This window comes from Phycisphaerales bacterium AB-hyl4, assembly GCA_041821185.1.
Lineage (GTDB): Bacteria > Planctomycetota > Phycisphaerae > Phycisphaerales > Phycisphaeraceae > Natronomicrosphaera > Natronomicrosphaera hydrolytica.
Genome location: JBGUBD010000017.1, coordinates 1 through 15,979 on the forward strand (window position 1 = coordinate 1; position 15,979 = coordinate 15,979).

Here is a 15,979-nt window from a genome sequence, read left to right on the forward strand (position 1 = left end):
AAACCTGGCGTCCTGGACCAGGCTAGACGAAGGGGACGTCTGCCGAAACACCCGAAAGGTTCGGCAAGGTCGACCATTGTAGAAACTAAGCGGCGGCGGGCAAGTCGGGGGTGCCGATGAGCCGCGGCGGGCTTCCCGGCGGGATCAATCGTAGCGGAACACGCCTTTTCGCCAGGCATAAAGGAAGGCGATAATCGTGGTCAGCACGAAAAACAACATACGTGCCAGAAACAACGGGGAGAGCGGTTCGCCCAACTCGCCGCCGAGGCTCGCGAATGACACGGCCCAGGGGTAGAGGAACACGATCTCCACGTCGAACAGCAGGAACGTCATCGCCACGATGAAAAAGCGGACATTGAAGCGTCGGCGGGCCGAGCCGATCGGGTTCATGCCCGATTCGTAAGCCATGCCCTTGACTGCGCCGGCCCGGCCGGGGCCGAGCACGGTGGTGGCGATGATGTTGAACGCCCCGAAAAACAGGGCCATCGCCACCAGCACGCCCAAGGCGGCGTAGTGGTTGACGTCGTAGACAGCAAGAGTGGTCGGAAGCAGATCCATAGTCGCGACAGTTTAGCACGGTCCGGGAAGGGGGCAAATGCGGGGGCAGGCGTGCGCTTTTCGGGAGAGCGTCTTGTGAGTTATTGCCAATCTATAGTTCGGCGATCGAGGACTCATGTCGGTTCAGACTTTATTTGCTGGCAGAGCTGCTCGCGGGCGGGGGCGATTGTGCGCGCTTAAGGCGGCTCGACTGTGAAGGTGTGCCGGTTCTGCGGTCTGACGAAGCTTCGGTTTTGGGGGGGAGTGGGAAATTTGGCGAACCGGGCTTGTCGTGCGGGCGGTTGAATCGTCCCTTTACTGGCGTCGTCAGGCTGGCTCGGCCGGGGGGCTCGGCCGGGGGATGAAAATGGGAGCCAGATGCGGCTTGGGCCGGTTCGCGAAGTTAAGTCGAGTTTGGAACCGGTCGATGGATATCGAGACTGAATATGTATGCGATGTTGCTCCAGTTCGGCCCCAGAGCAGCGTCGTGGACAGGGGGGCCGAGACAGAACAAAACGGTCGGGCGAGCCCGGCCAGCGTCGCGGGACATGCAGCGGGCTCATGTGAGGCCGTGCACAAATCACCAGGGTAGACCAACTACCTAAGAAGAGGAGAGTATTGAAATGTCGGCACACCGCAAGATGGCAGCTAAGGGTTTTACACTTGTCGAAATTCTGATCGTCGTGGTCATCCTCGGCATCCTGGCCGCGATCGTGATCCCGCAATTCACGCGGGCCAGCGAATCGGCGCAGGCGGCCAGCGTGGCCAGCCAGCTCCAGACCATCCGCAGCCAGGTCGAGCTGTACCAGGTCCAGCACAACGAGTATCCGAACTTTGCGGACAACGAGTGGGCGGATATGACCAGCACCTCGCTCTCGAGCGGCTATGGTCCTTACTTCCAGAACCCGCCTCGTAACCCGCTCGCCCCCTCGGATGACAAGACGGCGATCATCACCAGCGGTGAAGACGGCGCCTGGTTGTGGGACACGACCACCAACCGCGTCAAGGCCATTGTGAAAGGTGGCAATAACGTGACCGACGCCCTGAAGCAGGCCGGTCTGCTTGATGACGCCGACGAGGATGTTGAGTTCGGCGACTTCATCGTCGCGGGCGATTGACCGATCGTCGCATCGCCATGAGAATTCTGACAGTCCCGGTCTGACGGCCGGGGCTGTCTTTCGTCCGACAACCTTCACCCTCCACAAGGATTTTCCCAACATGCATTCGATGAAGTACCTCAATGGCGTGTTGACTGTGTTGGCAGTGGTGCTGACGCTCAACCTCTGGGTCGCGTTGACTGATTCGGATACCGCGGCGAGCGATCGGTTGACGATGACGCAACAGGCTCATGCTCAGGCAGCGGGTCCGCCGAACTCGGCGCAGCAGCGTCGCGAAATGATTGATGCGATCAAGCAGACCAACACGCAGTTGGCCGAGCTGAAGTCGCTGCTGACCTCGGGCGAGGTTCGCGTCCGGGCCGAGCTGCCGGCACGCGATGATGCTGGCGAGTGATGTGGAATGAGTAAAAAGTTGTGCCCCGAAGTGCACGGTGTCACACCGTGGGCTTCCGCGAGAAGTGCTATGCCCATGCGTCGCGGCTATACGTTGATCGAAGTGCTCGTGGTGGTGGTGGTGCTTGGCATCGTCGCGGCCATTGTCGTGCCGCAGATGCTCCAGGCGGGCACGCTGGGCGTGCAGGCGGCGGCGCGGATGATCATTGCCGACATTCTTTATGCGCAGAACGATGCGGTGGCTCACCAGGCCGAGCGTCGGGTTGTGTTTGATGTCGAGGGCAATCGGTACATGGTCACCGACGCGTCGGGCGAAACGCTGTCAACGCCTTGGCGGGGCAGCGGGGATCGGTTTGTCGTTGATTTTTCGCGCGACAAGCGTTTCGCCGGCGTGCGACTGACGGAAGTCGACTTCGCGGACGAAACGACCCTTGCGTTCGATGAGATGGGCGGCGAGGCGGGGGACAACCCCTCCGGCGGGCACATCATTATCGAGTTCAACGAAGAGCGCTTTCGTATTGAAGTCGCGCCGTACACGGCGCGCGTGACCATTTCGAAGTTGTAAGCCTTGCGATTGATCAGGACGTGATACGTGCGTCGGCGCACGTATGTTTGTCATGCGCTGGTGCTGTACCACGCAACCCAAGTGGCACGTTTAGCCCCGCCGTCTACGGCGGGGCGCATCCGGATGCGCCTCCGCGTGGGCGCGGGGGCTAAACAGGGTGACTCTGATTCCACGCATAACGTGCGTGCCGCGTTTGCCGTGCGTCGGAGTCGATTCCGCAATCGACGAATATGTCTTTTCTGTGGGTTAGCGCACCTTGAGAAGTTAATTCGGTTCGGCGGCCAGCCGATAGCAATCGCAAGCGACCCGAGATGGCGGGGCGCGTGTTGCTTTGCAACAGGGAGGCGAATGTGCTGTCAAGACTATTTACAAGATCACAGTGGCCGATCGGGCTGGAGCTTGGACACCGCCAAGTGCGGTTGTTACAGGCTGGCGGATCGCGGTCGGGCTGGCAGGTGCATGCGTTGGCGGAGCGGCCGCTGACGGGTGGGCCCGCAGTGGACGAGCCGACGTATCACGAAGCCGTCGCCGAGGCCGTCGCGGCGATCGTGTCGGAAGGGCGTTTCGTTGGAACGGAGCTGATCAGTGCTCCGCCGACGTCGGTGGTACAGGTGAAGAACCTTCGGCTGCCGATCATGCCCGCACACGAACTGACGGAAGCGGTGATGTGGGAAGCGAACGATCGGTTGAAGATTGATCGCAACACAAACGAAATTCGCTTTTTCAACGCCGGCGAAGTTCGGCAGGGCACGGAGACACGGCAGGAAGTGATCCTGCTGGCGGTGCCGCGAACATTTATTGAAGCACATGTCGAGGCGATGGCGAAGCTGGGCCTGGACGTGGTGGCGATCGACGCGCCGATGGCGGCCTTGGCCCGGGCGGTGCATGAGCAGGCCCCCGCGCTGCCGAGGACCGAGGCGGACGACGATGCCGCGGCTGCGTTGGCAAGCGGCGCGTCGGCGGTGGCGTCGGATGCCCGGCTGATCCTGCAGGTGGGCGAGCGTGAAACACAGGTGGTGATTGCACGCGGCCGACAGATCAGTTTCTTCAAGCTGATCGACTTCGGCCTGACGAGTCTTCGTGAGACGTGGTCGGCGGCGGGCATCACGGTGGACGATATGACGCAGCCGGGCGAGGCGGCAGTTCGCGCCGCGTCGGGCGTGCTGTCGGAACTGGTTCGCGAACTGGTGTTGTGCCTTCGTTATTACAGCGTGACCTTCCGCGGCGATCGGCCGGTGCAGGCGGTGCTCGCCGGCGCGGGCGCGATGCCCTGGTTGGCCAAGGGACTTGGCGAACAGACGTCGATGGACGTTCGTTGTGCCGAGCTGATTGCCGACGACGCGGTGGCTCGCACGACGCCGGGCGGTGTTGCTGCGTGGTGCGCTGCGTGTGGCCTTGCACTTCATCCACGCGCCGGCATGTCGGCGGGGAGGGCTGCCTAAATGGATATTGATTCGATCAACTTTATGCCGCCGAGCTACCAGCGGCGTCGTGCCGATCAGCAGCGACGCTGGCGGCAGGTCGCGCTGGTCGGGCTGTTGTGCGTCGGGCTCGCCGGCTGGTCGCTGATGCAGCGAGGCCAGACATCGCAACTGCGTGATCAGGCGGCGATGTACGACCAGCAGGTCGCGGCTGCCGAGCAGCAGATGAAGCAGGTTCAAGAGCTTCGCCGTGAGCAGTCGGAGTTGAGCACACGGTTGGCGTTGTGGCATCGCCTTGGCCAGCCGGTGTCGCATGGGAAGGTGTTCGCGACGCTCGCGGGCGAGTTGCCCGCGTCGGTCGTGCTCACTCGACTGGACGTGCAGGCGCATCGTCCGGTGCAAGCCGCGACGCCGAGCAGCGGTTCGCGTCGCAGCAGCAGCCAGGTGAGCAACGTGACGGGCCCGGCTGCCGACCGTTTGGCGCTGGACTTCGCAGGCATCGCACCGGATGACATGACGCTCGCGAACCTGCTGAATCAGTTGAAGGACCACCCATTGTTCTCGGATGTGAAATTGCATTTCAGTCGATCGGTGCGTGTGCACGGTGCGACTGGCAGGCAGTTTCGCATTGAAATGAATGTGCCCTTGGACCGCGATTACCAGGCGTTGCCTGCGAAGGAGGGGGTGGCCGATGCCCGTCGATAAACGTGACTTGAAATTGCTTGGGTTGAGCGCTGGTGTGATGTTGCTGTTGGTCGCGGTGCTCTGGCTTCCCGGCGCGATGGAACGGCGAGAGCTGAGCCAGCGGATCGACGATGCGAAGCAGCGGCTGGCAGGTGAACTCGCGGACGTGCAGTTGCTGCACCCGCTGGGCGAGCAGGTTGTTCAACTGCATGCCGCGATTGATGAGGCGCCGCACCACGTTCCGGCGCACGACGAGCTGGACCACCTGTTGCGTCGGTTGACCGAGGCATTGGATGCGTTCGACCTGCAACAGCAGGAAATCGTCACCGAGCGTACGCGTCGCTACGACGACCATGGTGTGAGCACCGTATCGATGCGATTTGAGGGCGGCTTCCCCGCGACCTACGGGGTGTTGCAGCAGATCGAGTCGATGCCCCGGCTGGTTCGCCTGGATCGCGTGAGCTTCGAGCCGGCGTCAAGCGACATCGGTGGGGCGTTGCGTGTGCAGGTGCAACTGAGCTCGTTTTTCACTGACTGACCGCGAATCCAAAGAGGAGGCACGCCGTCATGGGCGAGCATTTGCAGAATTTTATCGATCGGGTCAAGCAAGACCGCAAGTTGGCGTTGATGCTTGTGCTGTTGATGGTGGGTTTGTTGCTGTGGGGTCGCCTGCTGCTTCAGCCGTCGGTTCCGCGGACCGCGACGGCCGAGCCGAGCCGAGCGACAGCGGTCGTTCCCGATAGCGGATCGGTGGTCAAGGCCTCCCGCCCGGATCGGCCGGTGGTGGAGGTGGAGCTGCCGGACTACCTGGCGCGGGATCTGTTCAACTTCCCTTCGGACGAGTTCGCCTGGGCAGCGCCAAAAAAAGCAGAACAAACGACGATGGAAGAAAAGTCGGGCTCGGAAAGGTCCGATGATCAGCTACGGTCCGCCACTGTGCGGAAAGCGGCAGAAAACCTGCGGCTACGGAGCGTGATGATGGGCGAAAACCCCTCGGCTGTGATCAACGGCCAGGTGCTTCGGCCCGGGCAGCAGATTCAGGGTTTCACGCTGCTGGAAATTGCGAAGAGGCATGTGCTGCTCGAACAGCATGGCGTGATCGTCCGATTGAGACTGTAAACCCCCGTGGATCAATATTGTCCCGAGCCCACGCTCCTCCAATAGCGGACTTAGAGGTGGGCGTCTCGTAAACAAGGCTGCACGAAGCATCCCTAAGGAGTAGTGTGATGGTCATCCGATACAACAAGCGCCTGGCGGGCCTTTTTTTTTGCCTTACCGGTATCGGTTATGCCGGTCCGGTGACACTGGCAGACGAGGTTGAGCCGGCAAGCCCGGCAGTCGAGGAAACTGCAAACGATCGTGAGGTGGTGGACGCCCACGGTGATCCTCGTGACCTGCCTGAAGGGCAGACTGTCGAGGTCGGGTCGTTCGGGCAGATCGATCTGCACGTCAAAGATCTGCCGCTCACCCAGGTGCTCCAGCTGCTGAGCATCCAGAGCCAGCGCAACATCGTCGCGTCACGGCAGGTCTCGGGGAATATCTCCGCAGACCTGTATAACGTTGACTTCTACGAAGCGCTGGACGCCATCCTCCACCCCAACGGCTACGGCTACGTGGAGAAGGGCAACTTCATCACCGTCTACACGCTCGACCAGATCCGTGAGATGGAAGATGCCGAGCGACGACGCGTTTCGCGCATCGTTCGCCTGAACTACATCACCGCCGGCGACGTGTCCGCCTTCGTCCGGCCGCTGCTGAGCCGGGACGGTGGCGAAATCTCCGTCAGTGGTGAAGTGTCCGGCAGCATGCAGCCGACCTCGTCCGATGCTGGTGCGAACCGCTATGCCCATAGCGAAACCATCATCATTCACGACTACCCCGACAACGTCAAAGAGATCATCCAGGTCATCGAAGAGCTGGACGTGCGACCCAAGCAGGTGCTCATCGAAGCCACCATCCTTCAGGCGACCCTCAGCGAAGCGAACGCGTTCGGCGTGGACTTCGCCCTGTTCGCGGAGCTGGATTCGCTCGACTTCTCCACACCGCTTGGCGCGGTGAATGAGATGATCGCCGGCGGCTCGCCGGGCACGGGCGGCGCGGTGTCGTCAACGGCCGGCGGCACGGCAGGTGGCGCCTCGTCTATCAAGCTCGGCTATGTCGGCAACGATGCGTCGGTGTTCGTGCGTGCTCTTGACTCGGTAACAGACACGACCGTGCTCGCGACGCCGAAGATTCTGGCGCTCAACCGTCACGGTGCGAGCCTGCACGTCGGTGAACAGCTTGGCTATCTCTCGACGACGCAGACGGAAACCGCGGCCACGCAGACCGTTGAGTTTCTGGATATTGGTACTCAGTTGAACGTGCGGCCGTTCATCAGTGAAGACAACTATGTTCGTCTTGAACTGAACCCGCAGGTCAGCGACGGTTTCACGCAGGTTGAAGCAGGCACGATCGTGCCCACCCGTACGCGACAGGAACTGACGACGAACGTCATCATTCAGTCGGGCCAGACGGTTGTGCTCGGTGGTCTGTTCAAGGAAGACACGACGGTAGATCGTCGTCAGGTGCCGGGCCTGGGCGACATTCCGATCATCGGCGGCGCGTTCCGCGGGCAGGATGACACGGTTCGCCGCAGCGAGGTGATCTTCCTGATCAAGCCGACGGTGATTCGCGATGAGGCGTTGTATGTCGCCGGTGAGCGGGCGAGCGATACGGTTGAAACGGCTCGCGTGGGCGTTCGCCGCAACCTGCTTCCGTGGTCGCGTACGAAGCTGACGAGCTCGCACTTGTCGCAGGCTCATGAGCACTTGCGTCAGGGTGACGAAGAGAAGGCGCTGTGGAACGTGAACGTGGCGTTGCACTTGAACCCGACCTCGTTCGACGCGTTGCAGTTGAAAGAAGAGATTACCGGCCAGCGTGTGGCCGTGCCGGACCGTGGCGTGCTGCGTGATGCGGTGGACCACATGATTGACTCGCAGATCGACCTTGAGCCGGAAGTCGGCAGCACGGAGCCGATCGAAATCGGCGACGAAGATTCGGACACGGGTCGCAGCTCGATGCCCGCGACCGAGCCGGACGCCGAAGCCGGTGAGGGTCTCGATGCCGATGCCGATGCCGACGCCGACACGTACGATGAAGGTGACGCGTACGGCGAAGGCGGCACCTATGACGCCATCGAAACGGATGATGCCAATGCCATCGACAACGACGGCGACATGAACGGCGATGCCGGCTACGGCGATGATGCCGACGCGGAAGCGGATCAGGAGCCGATGTCTTATGGCTCGGATGATGACGCCGCGGATGAGGCGATGAACGAAAGCATCGCGCAGATGATGGAACAAATTCGCGAAGAAGAAGACGCGACCAACGACAGCATGGAACCGGTCGACTGAGTCGGCCGACGATGAACCACGGAGCCCGTGTTTAACGACGCGGGCTTCGTTTCGTGCAACGCGTGCTTGCATTGTTTTCGAGCCGCGAGGGGAAAGCACAGGAGACAACGAATATGAATCGCAACCGAACCAAGCGTGGCTGGTCCCGACTGATGCTTGCCGTGGTGGTGGTGACGCCGGTGCTGGTGGCCGGCGGATGCCAGTCGCAGTCGAACCACGAACAGAACGTCAACGCAGCGAACGATCGTTGGCTGCAGACGCGATCGTCGATGATGCTGGAGCTGGCCCAGCAGCAGTTCGATACGGGCGATCTGGATAACGCATCGCGAACGGTGCGCGATGCCATGGCGATGGACCCGAGCAACGCTCGGTTGCAAGTGCTCGCAGGCCGAATCTCGCTCGAGCGGGGCCAGCTCGAACGCGCGTATCACCTGTTCCAGGCGGCGATCGCACTGGACGACACTGCGTCGGAGGCACACTATTACAAGGGGCTTGTGCTCCAGCGGTGGCAACGACACGACCGCGCTCACGAGAGCTACAAGCGAGCGTATGAGATCACGCCTGACGATGCGGGCTACCTCATGGCCGCAGCGGAGATGCTTGTTGAGATCGACCGCCTTGAAGAAGGCATTGCGATGCTCGAAGGGCAGTTGAACTACTTCGACCAGAACGCGGCGATCCGCGCGGCGCTGGCGCACCTGCATGCGATGAACGGTCGGCCGGACCTTGCGGTAACGTACTTTCGACGAGCGTCACTGCTCGACCCGGATAACGACAAGCTGCGCGAAGACCTTGCACTGACGCAGATCGCGTCGGGGCAGATGGAAGACGCGATTCGTACACTCGAGAGTTTGCTGAAGAAGGAAGAGTTCTCAGGACGTCGAGGGCTTCGGCTGGCGCTGGCGCGTGCGTATGAAGAGATTGGACAAGACGCGCAGGCCCGCGAGCAGTACCTGCGTTTGGCGCGCGGTGAGCGGGCCGAGGGGCGGGACTGGATCCGCCTGGCCGAGATTTCATGGGGCGAAGGCGACACGAACGGGACGCTGTACGCGGCGAACCGGGCAATTGAGCTTTCGCCCGGCCGACATGAAGGGTACCTGTTTGCAGGGCTCGCGTGGCAGCAGCGCGATCGGCTGGACGATGCGCTGAAGATGTTTGATCGTGCTGCGGATCTGGCGCCGAGCGAGGCGTCGCCGTTGATATTGCGCGGCATTGCATTGCAGCGTGCTGGTCAACGGGCGGCCGCGGCGGAGGCGTATGAGAAAGCGCTCGAGCGGCAGCCGGACGACCATCGAGCACAGCGGCTGCTGAGCCAGGTGGCCGGCGCGCAATGATTACGAGTTGATTGATTGGAAATAAAAGAAGCCCACGCTTTGACGAGCGTGGGCTTCTTTGTTGTTGGGTGTTGTGTTGTGTTGTGTTGTGGATCAAAAGCGGACGGAAGCGCCGAGGGTCAGGCCGTAGGCGTCGCCGTCGGAGTATCGTCGGCCGTCGTAGCGGAGGTAGCCGCTGAGGTGTCGGTCGAACAGCACGCCGAGGCCGGCACTGTAGTAGAAGACGTCGTCATCGCGTTCGGCGACGTTGATGGTGAACGAATCGCCGCCGGAGACGAAGCGTGCTCGCATCGTGCCGCTGGTGGAGAGGTGTTCGCGTTCCCAGCCGCCGGCGAGCTCGGGGACGAACTGGACGTTGTTGACGTCGAAGCGGTAGTCAAGTGTGAGTCCGACACGTGTTCGAAGCGAGTCGGAACTGCGTGAATCGACGTCGAGTGCGCCGACGCCGGACTCGGTGTAGCCGTCTTCTCGGAGGTAGAGATATTCGGCGGAGGCGGTGGGGGTAAGGTGGAAGCGGTTGAAGCTGAACTGGTACCCGCCGCGGACGAATGCGGAGAGGTCGTGGCCGTTGTGCTTGCTTTCGGTGGTGAGGCCGAGTGCGGGCATGTTGCGTTCGGTTTCGAAGCGGTGGTAGCCGTAGGTCGCGGCTGCGTCGATGAACCAGGGCATGGGTGAGTAGCTGATCTGGGGGCCGACGCGTAGCGAGCCGATTTCCTGTTCGCCGCGTCGGGCGTCGAGGTCGATTTCGGTTCGGGTGTAGCCGACGGCGAGCCCGGCGTAGAAGTTGTTGAACAGTTGATAATCGAAGCCGGTGAGGAAGCCGTAGGACGTGGCGTCGTAGCCGAGTCTGCTGTTGGTGGTGTCCTGATCCTGTTGGCCGCGCATGGCGTAGGCGAAGACGCTCCAGTCTTCGTCCGGTTCTTCGTCAAAGCGGCGCCAGTCGCGTCGTGGTGCGACGCGTTCGTCGCGGCGGTCGAGTGTTTCGCGGAACAGCCAGGGGCTGTCTGCGGCGCTGGCGAGGGCGGACTCGAAGGGGGCGTCGTTGTTTCGGGCCATGTTCGCCGTATTGGGCACGCCGAGGCGTCGGGCGGAATGGTGTCGGCCGAGGGCGCTGTGGTTCATGGAGGTGTTGTCGAAGACGACGGGTGCACCGGCCTCGTACGCCTGGGGGCCGATGGAGGGCGCGGCGCTCAGGAAGGCGTCTTGTTCCAAGGCGAAGCCGACGCTGTCGAACAGGTCGACCAACGCATTGAGCAGCGGGTCGTCCCGGTCGAATTCGACAAGCGAATCGAGGGCGCGGGCGATTTGGCGGGTGTTGTGGTCCGCATCAGAGGCGAGGTCGGCGAAGAAGTCGCGGGTCGCGGCGGAGACGATGAGCATGTTGTCGCCGTTGTTGAATTCGTAGGGGTTCAACCGGACGAATCGCGACCAGGAGCGAAACCAGACGTTGTCGTCGAGTGTAATACCGCCCTCGGCTTCGACGATGAGGAAGATGTTGTCCTGTTCGACCGAGTCGCCGCCGTCGGCTTCGCGGAAGTAGATAATGCTGTTGTTGTGGAAGGTTGCTTCGCCGGGCTCGCCGCCGGCGGCGTTGAGGACGAGGCGGTCGGCGTCGGTGTCGGCGAGTGTGCCGCCTTCAAAGCCTGCGCCCTCGAGTTCGATTTCGAGGGTGCTGTTGGCGAGGCCTTCGTAGTTGCCGTTGATGGTGATCGTGCCGATGGACTGGCCGGGAGCGACGATGCCGCCGCTGTGGTTGGTGAGGTTACCGTTGATGGTGGCGTTGCCGCCGTAGCGTCCGGCGTTGAGCACGTCGCCGGCGACGGTGCCGTCCATGTAGAAGGTGGCGTAGTTTTCCAGGTCACCCGGGACGGAGTCGTCGGGCATGTGGACGTTCCCGCCGAAGATGCGGGTGGTGCCGGTGTAGTTGGCGGTGGCGTTGGCGAGGTTGTGGGTTGTGCCGCTGGTGCCCATGAAGTCGAGGCCGCCGGTGCCATTGATCTGGCCGGTGAACAGGGAGTTGGCGCTGCCACTGAGTGCGAGTCGGTTGTCGTTGAGTTGGACCGTGCCGCCCGGTCCGCCGGTGCCATCGCGAAGGGCGGCGATGGTTTCGTCGTTGTCGTTGAGCTGGAGCGTGGCGTTTTCGTGGATGACGAGGCGGGTGTGGTTGGAGAGGTTGTTGTCGTGGCCGGAGAGGACGAGTGTGGTGTTGTTGCGCAGCTCGGTATCGCCGGTGTAGTTGCTTTGGCCGGTGAATTGGAGTTGAGTGCTGCCATCGAGGATGAGCGAGCCGGCGTTGCCGACGATGCTGCCGGCGAAGGTGGTGCTTGCGCTGCCGCCGATGGTGAGGGTGTTGTTGTAGATGGCGACGGTCGAGCCGGCGACGCCGGCGAGCGAGCCGATGGTTTCGTCGTCGCCGATGGCGAGGCCGGTGTCATCGCTGCCGGTGATATTGACGGCGCCGGAGCCGGGCAGTGCGTTGTTGATTGAGTAGAGGATGCCCTGCTGGATCTGTGTGCCGCCGGTGTAGGTGTTGTTGCCGGCGAGGGTGAGCATGCCTTCGCCGTCGACGAGCAGGTTACCGCCGCCGCTGATTGCACCATCAATGTTGGCGAGGTGTCGTCCGGTGAAGGTGAGTGTGCCGTTGCCGACGAGGTCAATGTCGCCGTCGATCTGGAGGGTGCCGGCGTTGGCGCGCAGGGTGAGGTCGCCTGCGGCGTTGATGCTCAGTTCGATCGTCTGGACGAGTGGTGACTGGTTTCGGATTTCGCCATCGTTGTTGATGGTGACGGTGTTGCCGAAGAGGGTGAAGGCTTCGGCGCTGGTGGCGAAGATGATGCCGGCGATATTGAGGCCAGCGATGTTGTTCTCGGCGGTGTCGGTGTCGATGCCGGTGAACATGAGCTGGTCGCCGGCGGAGGGCGCGCCGTCGTACCAGTTGTTGGGGTCGCTCCACGTGCCGTCGCCTTCGCCGGTCCAGACGGCGATGTCGTCGATGTTCTGCGTGCCGCCCTGGGTGACGGCGTGTTCGAGGGCCATCGCGAGGTTCAGGCGTGGGACGGAGATGGTTTGGCCGTCGTCTTCAATGAAGACATTGGTTTCGATGAGGGCATCGTAAATTTCATCGAAGGTGGGTCGCCTGCCCCAGTAGTCTTGGTAGACCTCGTTGATTAGAAGGACAGCGCCAGCGACGAGCGGAGCGGCATAACTGGTGCCGTCACCGACGTCCCATTGGTCGGCGGCGTCGCCGACGAAACGGCGTGGCATGGCTCCGACGTTGTCGACACCTGGTGCGAACAGGTCGAGTGCGTCGCTGTAGTTTGAGAAATCTGCGATGAGCTCTTCCGAGAGATCAGTGGTGTTGCGGACGGAGGCGCCGACGCTGATGGCGTTTTCGATAATGGCAGGGAAGGAGAGTCCGTCGTCGAAGGCCTCGTTGCCTGCGGCGATGACGACGGGGATGTCGAGGGCGCGGAGCGTTGCGATGGCGTCGATGATGTCTGGGACGAGAAAGCCGGGCACTTCGTTTTCGTCGTCGTAGGGACCACCACCGCCGAGTGAAAGGTTCAGGACGCGGATGTCAAATTCTTCGTGGTTTTCGATGACCCATTCAAGGCCTTGGAGAATGTTGTGGTCGTAGCCGAAGCCTGCGTTGCCGAGGACGCGGAGGGAGAGGATATTCGCGCCGCGTGCCACACCGCCGAACTCGACTTCAGTGCCGGCGGCGAATGTCTGGCCGTCGAGCGTGAGGGATTGGGTGAGGATGCCGGTGGTGAACGGGTTACCTGCGGCGAGCGCGGCGACGAACGTGCCGTGCATATGTCCGTCGGCCCAGTGGGTATCTGGGGTGGCGATGGGCGCGAGGCCGCCGGGGGCGGAGTTGTAACCGCCGATGACCCGAGTGCCGCCGCTGCCGTTGGCGAAGATGCTATGCAGCGGGTCGATGCCCGTGTCGAAGACAGCGAGCCCCTGCATCGCGCCGCCGGAGCGGGTCATCGCGCCGAACCGCCCGTCGCTTTCGATATCGGTCCACCCGATAATATCGAGGTAGGGGACGAGGTCTGCGTGGGCACGCGTCTGGCCGAGCAGGGTGATGAGAACGAGGGCAGGAACGACTGCGAGCCAGCGTCGGACGAGCGTAGGCATGCCGGGAATCCCCAATAATGTCTCACGCACCAAAAGAACGACGGCACGCGACATGCATAATAAAGATGGCGAGCCAGATGCGGTTGCGCCCCTTGCGCGGATTGCGCCTGTTACGCCGATGATGCCAGTAAAATGACATGCATCGCCGAAAAACGCAAGTTGTTTGTGTCGCTTGGGGTACTTTCGTCGTGCGATCACCATGAGAATCAGCGAATGAAAACGCTGTTCATCGCGATCGGGCCGCTGGTGATGGCGCGGCTGGCATGGCGAGACCGATCAGCGTCGCGAGGGGCGTGCTCGGCGGCGCTCCGGCCTATCTTGTGGCGGAGGTGGTTCGGGGTGGCGGAGCTCGACCTCGGCGGGAATGTTGTATCGCGTGCGGACGACGGGGACGAACATGAGCACGGCGTTCATGTGGTAGGTCTGGCCGATCTCCGGGCCGTGGCCGAACAGTCGGCGGTGGGTCTGCGTGTCGAAGGCGGTGATGGCGAGGGCGGCGAGACCTTTTCGCCGACTCTCTTTGAAGATGGCCAGTTCGGGTGTTTCGATGGGCGTTGCGCCGGGCACGGGGAGGGCGAAACTGGGGATGCCCACCAGCGCGTCGCGCGAGGCCATGCCCACCGCGGCGGTGCGCAGTTCGAGGCGGACTTCGGCGTCGGCTTCGTCGTTGACGAGAATGGCGTCGTGTCGGCCGACCCAGTCGCGCACTTCGCCGACGACGAACTTGTCGTCGATCGAGTCGACGTAACGCGTGTCGAGGTAGACCCGCCGATCCGCCAACGTCGAAAGCTCCCACTCGGCGACGCTGTCGCGGATGGCGTAGCTGAGCATCAGCTGCTCCAGTGCGGTACGTGGGGGCATTGACTCGACCGTCGTCCTGCAGCCGGTGAGCCCGGCGAGCAGGGCAAGGATCAGCGTTGAGGCGACGCGGGTCGTGACGATATTGCGGAACCTTTCCATCGGGGCATTACGATACCACGACGCCCGGCCGAGCGACGGCTCACGCCAGGCGGTCGAGCAACTCGCGGGTCGCGGCCACGAGGCGGTCGCCGCTGTCGGGGCTGGCGAAAATCGCGTTGCCCGCTTCATAAGCGTTTTCGTCGATGGCCTGCTGGGTGACGAGGTAGCCTTGCAGGTCGCCGTTGGCGAGCGTGATGATGTGGGCGTCGGGGTGCTCGGCAGTCACCTGCATGGCGAACTCGACGAACACCTCGCCCGGCCAACCGACGAACGTGACGCTTCCGATGCGGATCACCTGCACCTCGGCGGGCATGCACTGACGCGCCGCGGCGGCGAGGCGCTGCTCGACGTTCGCTTGGGCCAGCGCGAGCGTCTCCTCCGCGCCGAACCAATCGCACTCGGCAGTTCGAACCTGCGTCCGCGGCGCATTGGCGTCACGCAATTCGGCGAGGCGGTCGACCGATGCTTTCAGGCGGGCCTGCGCCTCGTCGACCGTCGGAAATGATCGCAATGGCAACTCGACGGTGTTTTGCGTGCAGTCGATGCGCGTCGGCGTCAGGGGCGTGGCGTTTTGAAGCGCATATTGAATCGCATCGCTGAGCATGCGGCCGAGGCGGTTGGCTTCTTCGATCGTGTTCGCCTTGGTGACATGGCGGGGGCTCTGATTGCCGCTGGCCCCCATGTGGTAGATGAACGGGCAGTTGGCGAACTGCTTTTGCAGGTGCACGCGGGCGAGGCCGGGGAAGTCGCCTGAGACGAGCGTCCAGTCTTCGTGCAGCACGGTGGGGTGCATGCTCACCACCGCCATCACCGCGATCGGCTCACGATCGACCGAGCGTCGGGCCAGCAGCACGGGCACCGCGGGAATGGTCGGGCCGTCGGGGGCTCGGCGATTCGTGCCCAACCCTCGGCCGTCCGCGACGGCGTGGTCGAGCGTGGCGGGAGCGGCGGTCGCATGAGCGTGGACGGCGGCGCGGACAATGCCGTCTTCAAGTTGTTGCAGATAGTCGGCGTCGGGCGCGGGCACGGTGGCGTCGCCTTCGTTGCTGAGCATGCTCATCGTGATCGGGCCCGAGTGCGTGTGGCTGGCGGTGATCATGATGTGCTCAGCGGGCAGACCGACTGCGTCGGCGATGCGCTGACGGGCGCGGTGGGTCATGGCCCGCGAGACGAAGATCACATCGCAGCCGACGAAGATCGCCGCCGACTGCTCATCGCTGACGTACACCGCCGAGGCCAGCAGCGGATCGTGCACGCCCGTGCTGTAGCGTTCGACGTGCGGGTAGCCGAAGAGGAAGGCCGACTTTTTCGGGGTAATGTCGAGCTCGGCAGCGCCGACACGCCATGCTGTGGATGTATTCATAAGTGGTGGGGGGTGAGGGACTGTATCGTTTACGTGAACACAGGATAACGCAGCTGAACAGCGGGC

The 15,979-nt window shown here is 62.8% G+C and carries 13 protein-coding genes; 9 read left to right on the forward strand and 4 right to left on the reverse strand.

The window, feature by feature from the left end:
- Positions 1–144: 144 nt before the first annotated feature.
- Positions 145–558, reverse strand: coding sequence for an NADH-quinone oxidoreductase subunit A (locus tag ACERK3_18115; protein MFA9480192.1), 414 nt, complete (start codon positions 556–558; stop codon positions 145–147).
- Between the two features lie 602 nt (positions 559–1,160).
- Here ACERK3_18115 and ACERK3_18120 point away from each other — a divergent pair.
- From ACERK3_18120 to ACERK3_18160, 9 genes are all read left to right on the forward strand, one after another.
- Complete coding sequence (locus ACERK3_18120; GenBank protein MFA9480193.1) at positions 1,161–1,655, forward strand: type II secretion system protein; 495 nt, start codon at positions 1,161–1,163, stop codon at positions 1,653–1,655.
- A gap of 100 nt (positions 1,656–1,755) precedes the next feature.
- Positions 1,756–2,049 (forward strand): hypothetical protein, encoded by a 294-nt coding sequence (locus tag ACERK3_18125; GenBank protein ID MFA9480194.1) that lies wholly within the window; start codon positions 1,756–1,758, stop codon positions 2,047–2,049.
- Between the two features lie 69 nt (positions 2,050–2,118).
- A complete protein-coding gene (locus tag ACERK3_18130) occupies positions 2,119–2,613 on the forward strand; it encodes a Tfp pilus assembly protein FimT/FimU (protein ID MFA9480195.1) in 495 nt (164 codons plus the stop codon).
- A 311-nt stretch (positions 2,614–2,924) separates the two neighbouring features.
- Complete coding sequence (gene pilM, locus ACERK3_18135; protein ID MFA9480196.1) at positions 2,925–4,055, forward strand: pilus assembly protein PilM; 1,131 nt, start codon at positions 2,925–2,927, stop codon at positions 4,053–4,055.
- Positions 4,056–4,739: a PilN domain-containing protein gene (locus ACERK3_18140; protein ID MFA9480197.1), complete on the forward strand. Its 684-nt coding sequence runs from the start codon at positions 4,056–4,058 to the stop codon at positions 4,737–4,739.
- Positions 4,726–5,256, forward strand: a complete 531-nt coding sequence (gene pilO / locus ACERK3_18145) for a type 4a pilus biogenesis protein PilO (GenBank protein MFA9480198.1) — start codon at positions 4,726–4,728, stop codon at positions 5,254–5,256. Before ACERK3_18140 ends, pilO begins: the two co-directional genes overlap by 14 nt.
- A 29-nt stretch (positions 5,257–5,285) precedes the next feature.
- Entirely contained in the window at positions 5,286–5,837 is a 552-nt protein-coding gene (locus tag ACERK3_18150; GenBank protein ID MFA9480199.1) for a hypothetical protein, read from the forward strand.
- A 107-nt stretch (positions 5,838–5,944) separates the two neighbouring features.
- Positions 5,945–8,113, forward strand: coding sequence for a secretin N-terminal domain-containing protein (locus tag ACERK3_18155; GenBank protein ID MFA9480200.1), 2,169 nt, complete (start codon positions 5,945–5,947; stop codon positions 8,111–8,113).
- 113 nt (positions 8,114–8,226) lie between these two features.
- Positions 8,227–9,447 carry a tetratricopeptide repeat protein gene (locus ACERK3_18160; protein MFA9480201.1) on the forward strand — a complete coding sequence of 407 codons (1,221 nt, stop codon included), beginning with the start codon at positions 8,227–8,229 and terminating at the stop codon, positions 9,445–9,447.
- 93 nt (positions 9,448–9,540) lie between these two features.
- Here ACERK3_18160 and ACERK3_18165 read toward each other — a convergent pair whose 3' ends face one another.
- The 3 genes from ACERK3_18165 to ACERK3_18175 form a co-directional block, all read right to left on the reverse strand.
- On the reverse strand, positions 9,541–13,590 hold the full coding sequence (locus ACERK3_18165) for an autotransporter domain-containing protein (protein ID MFA9480202.1): 4,050 nt from the start codon (positions 13,588–13,590) through the stop codon (positions 9,541–9,543).
- A 276-nt stretch (positions 13,591–13,866) separates the two neighbouring features.
- Complete coding sequence (locus ACERK3_18170; GenBank protein ID MFA9480203.1) at positions 13,867–14,550, reverse strand: DUF6655 family protein; 684 nt, start codon at positions 14,548–14,550, stop codon at positions 13,867–13,869.
- Positions 14,551–14,590: 40 nt separating this feature from the next.
- A complete protein-coding gene (locus ACERK3_18175; protein ID MFA9480204.1) occupies positions 14,591–15,913 on the reverse strand; it encodes a neutral/alkaline non-lysosomal ceramidase N-terminal domain-containing protein in 1,323 nt (440 codons plus the stop codon).
- Positions 15,914–15,979: the final 66 nt, after the last annotated feature.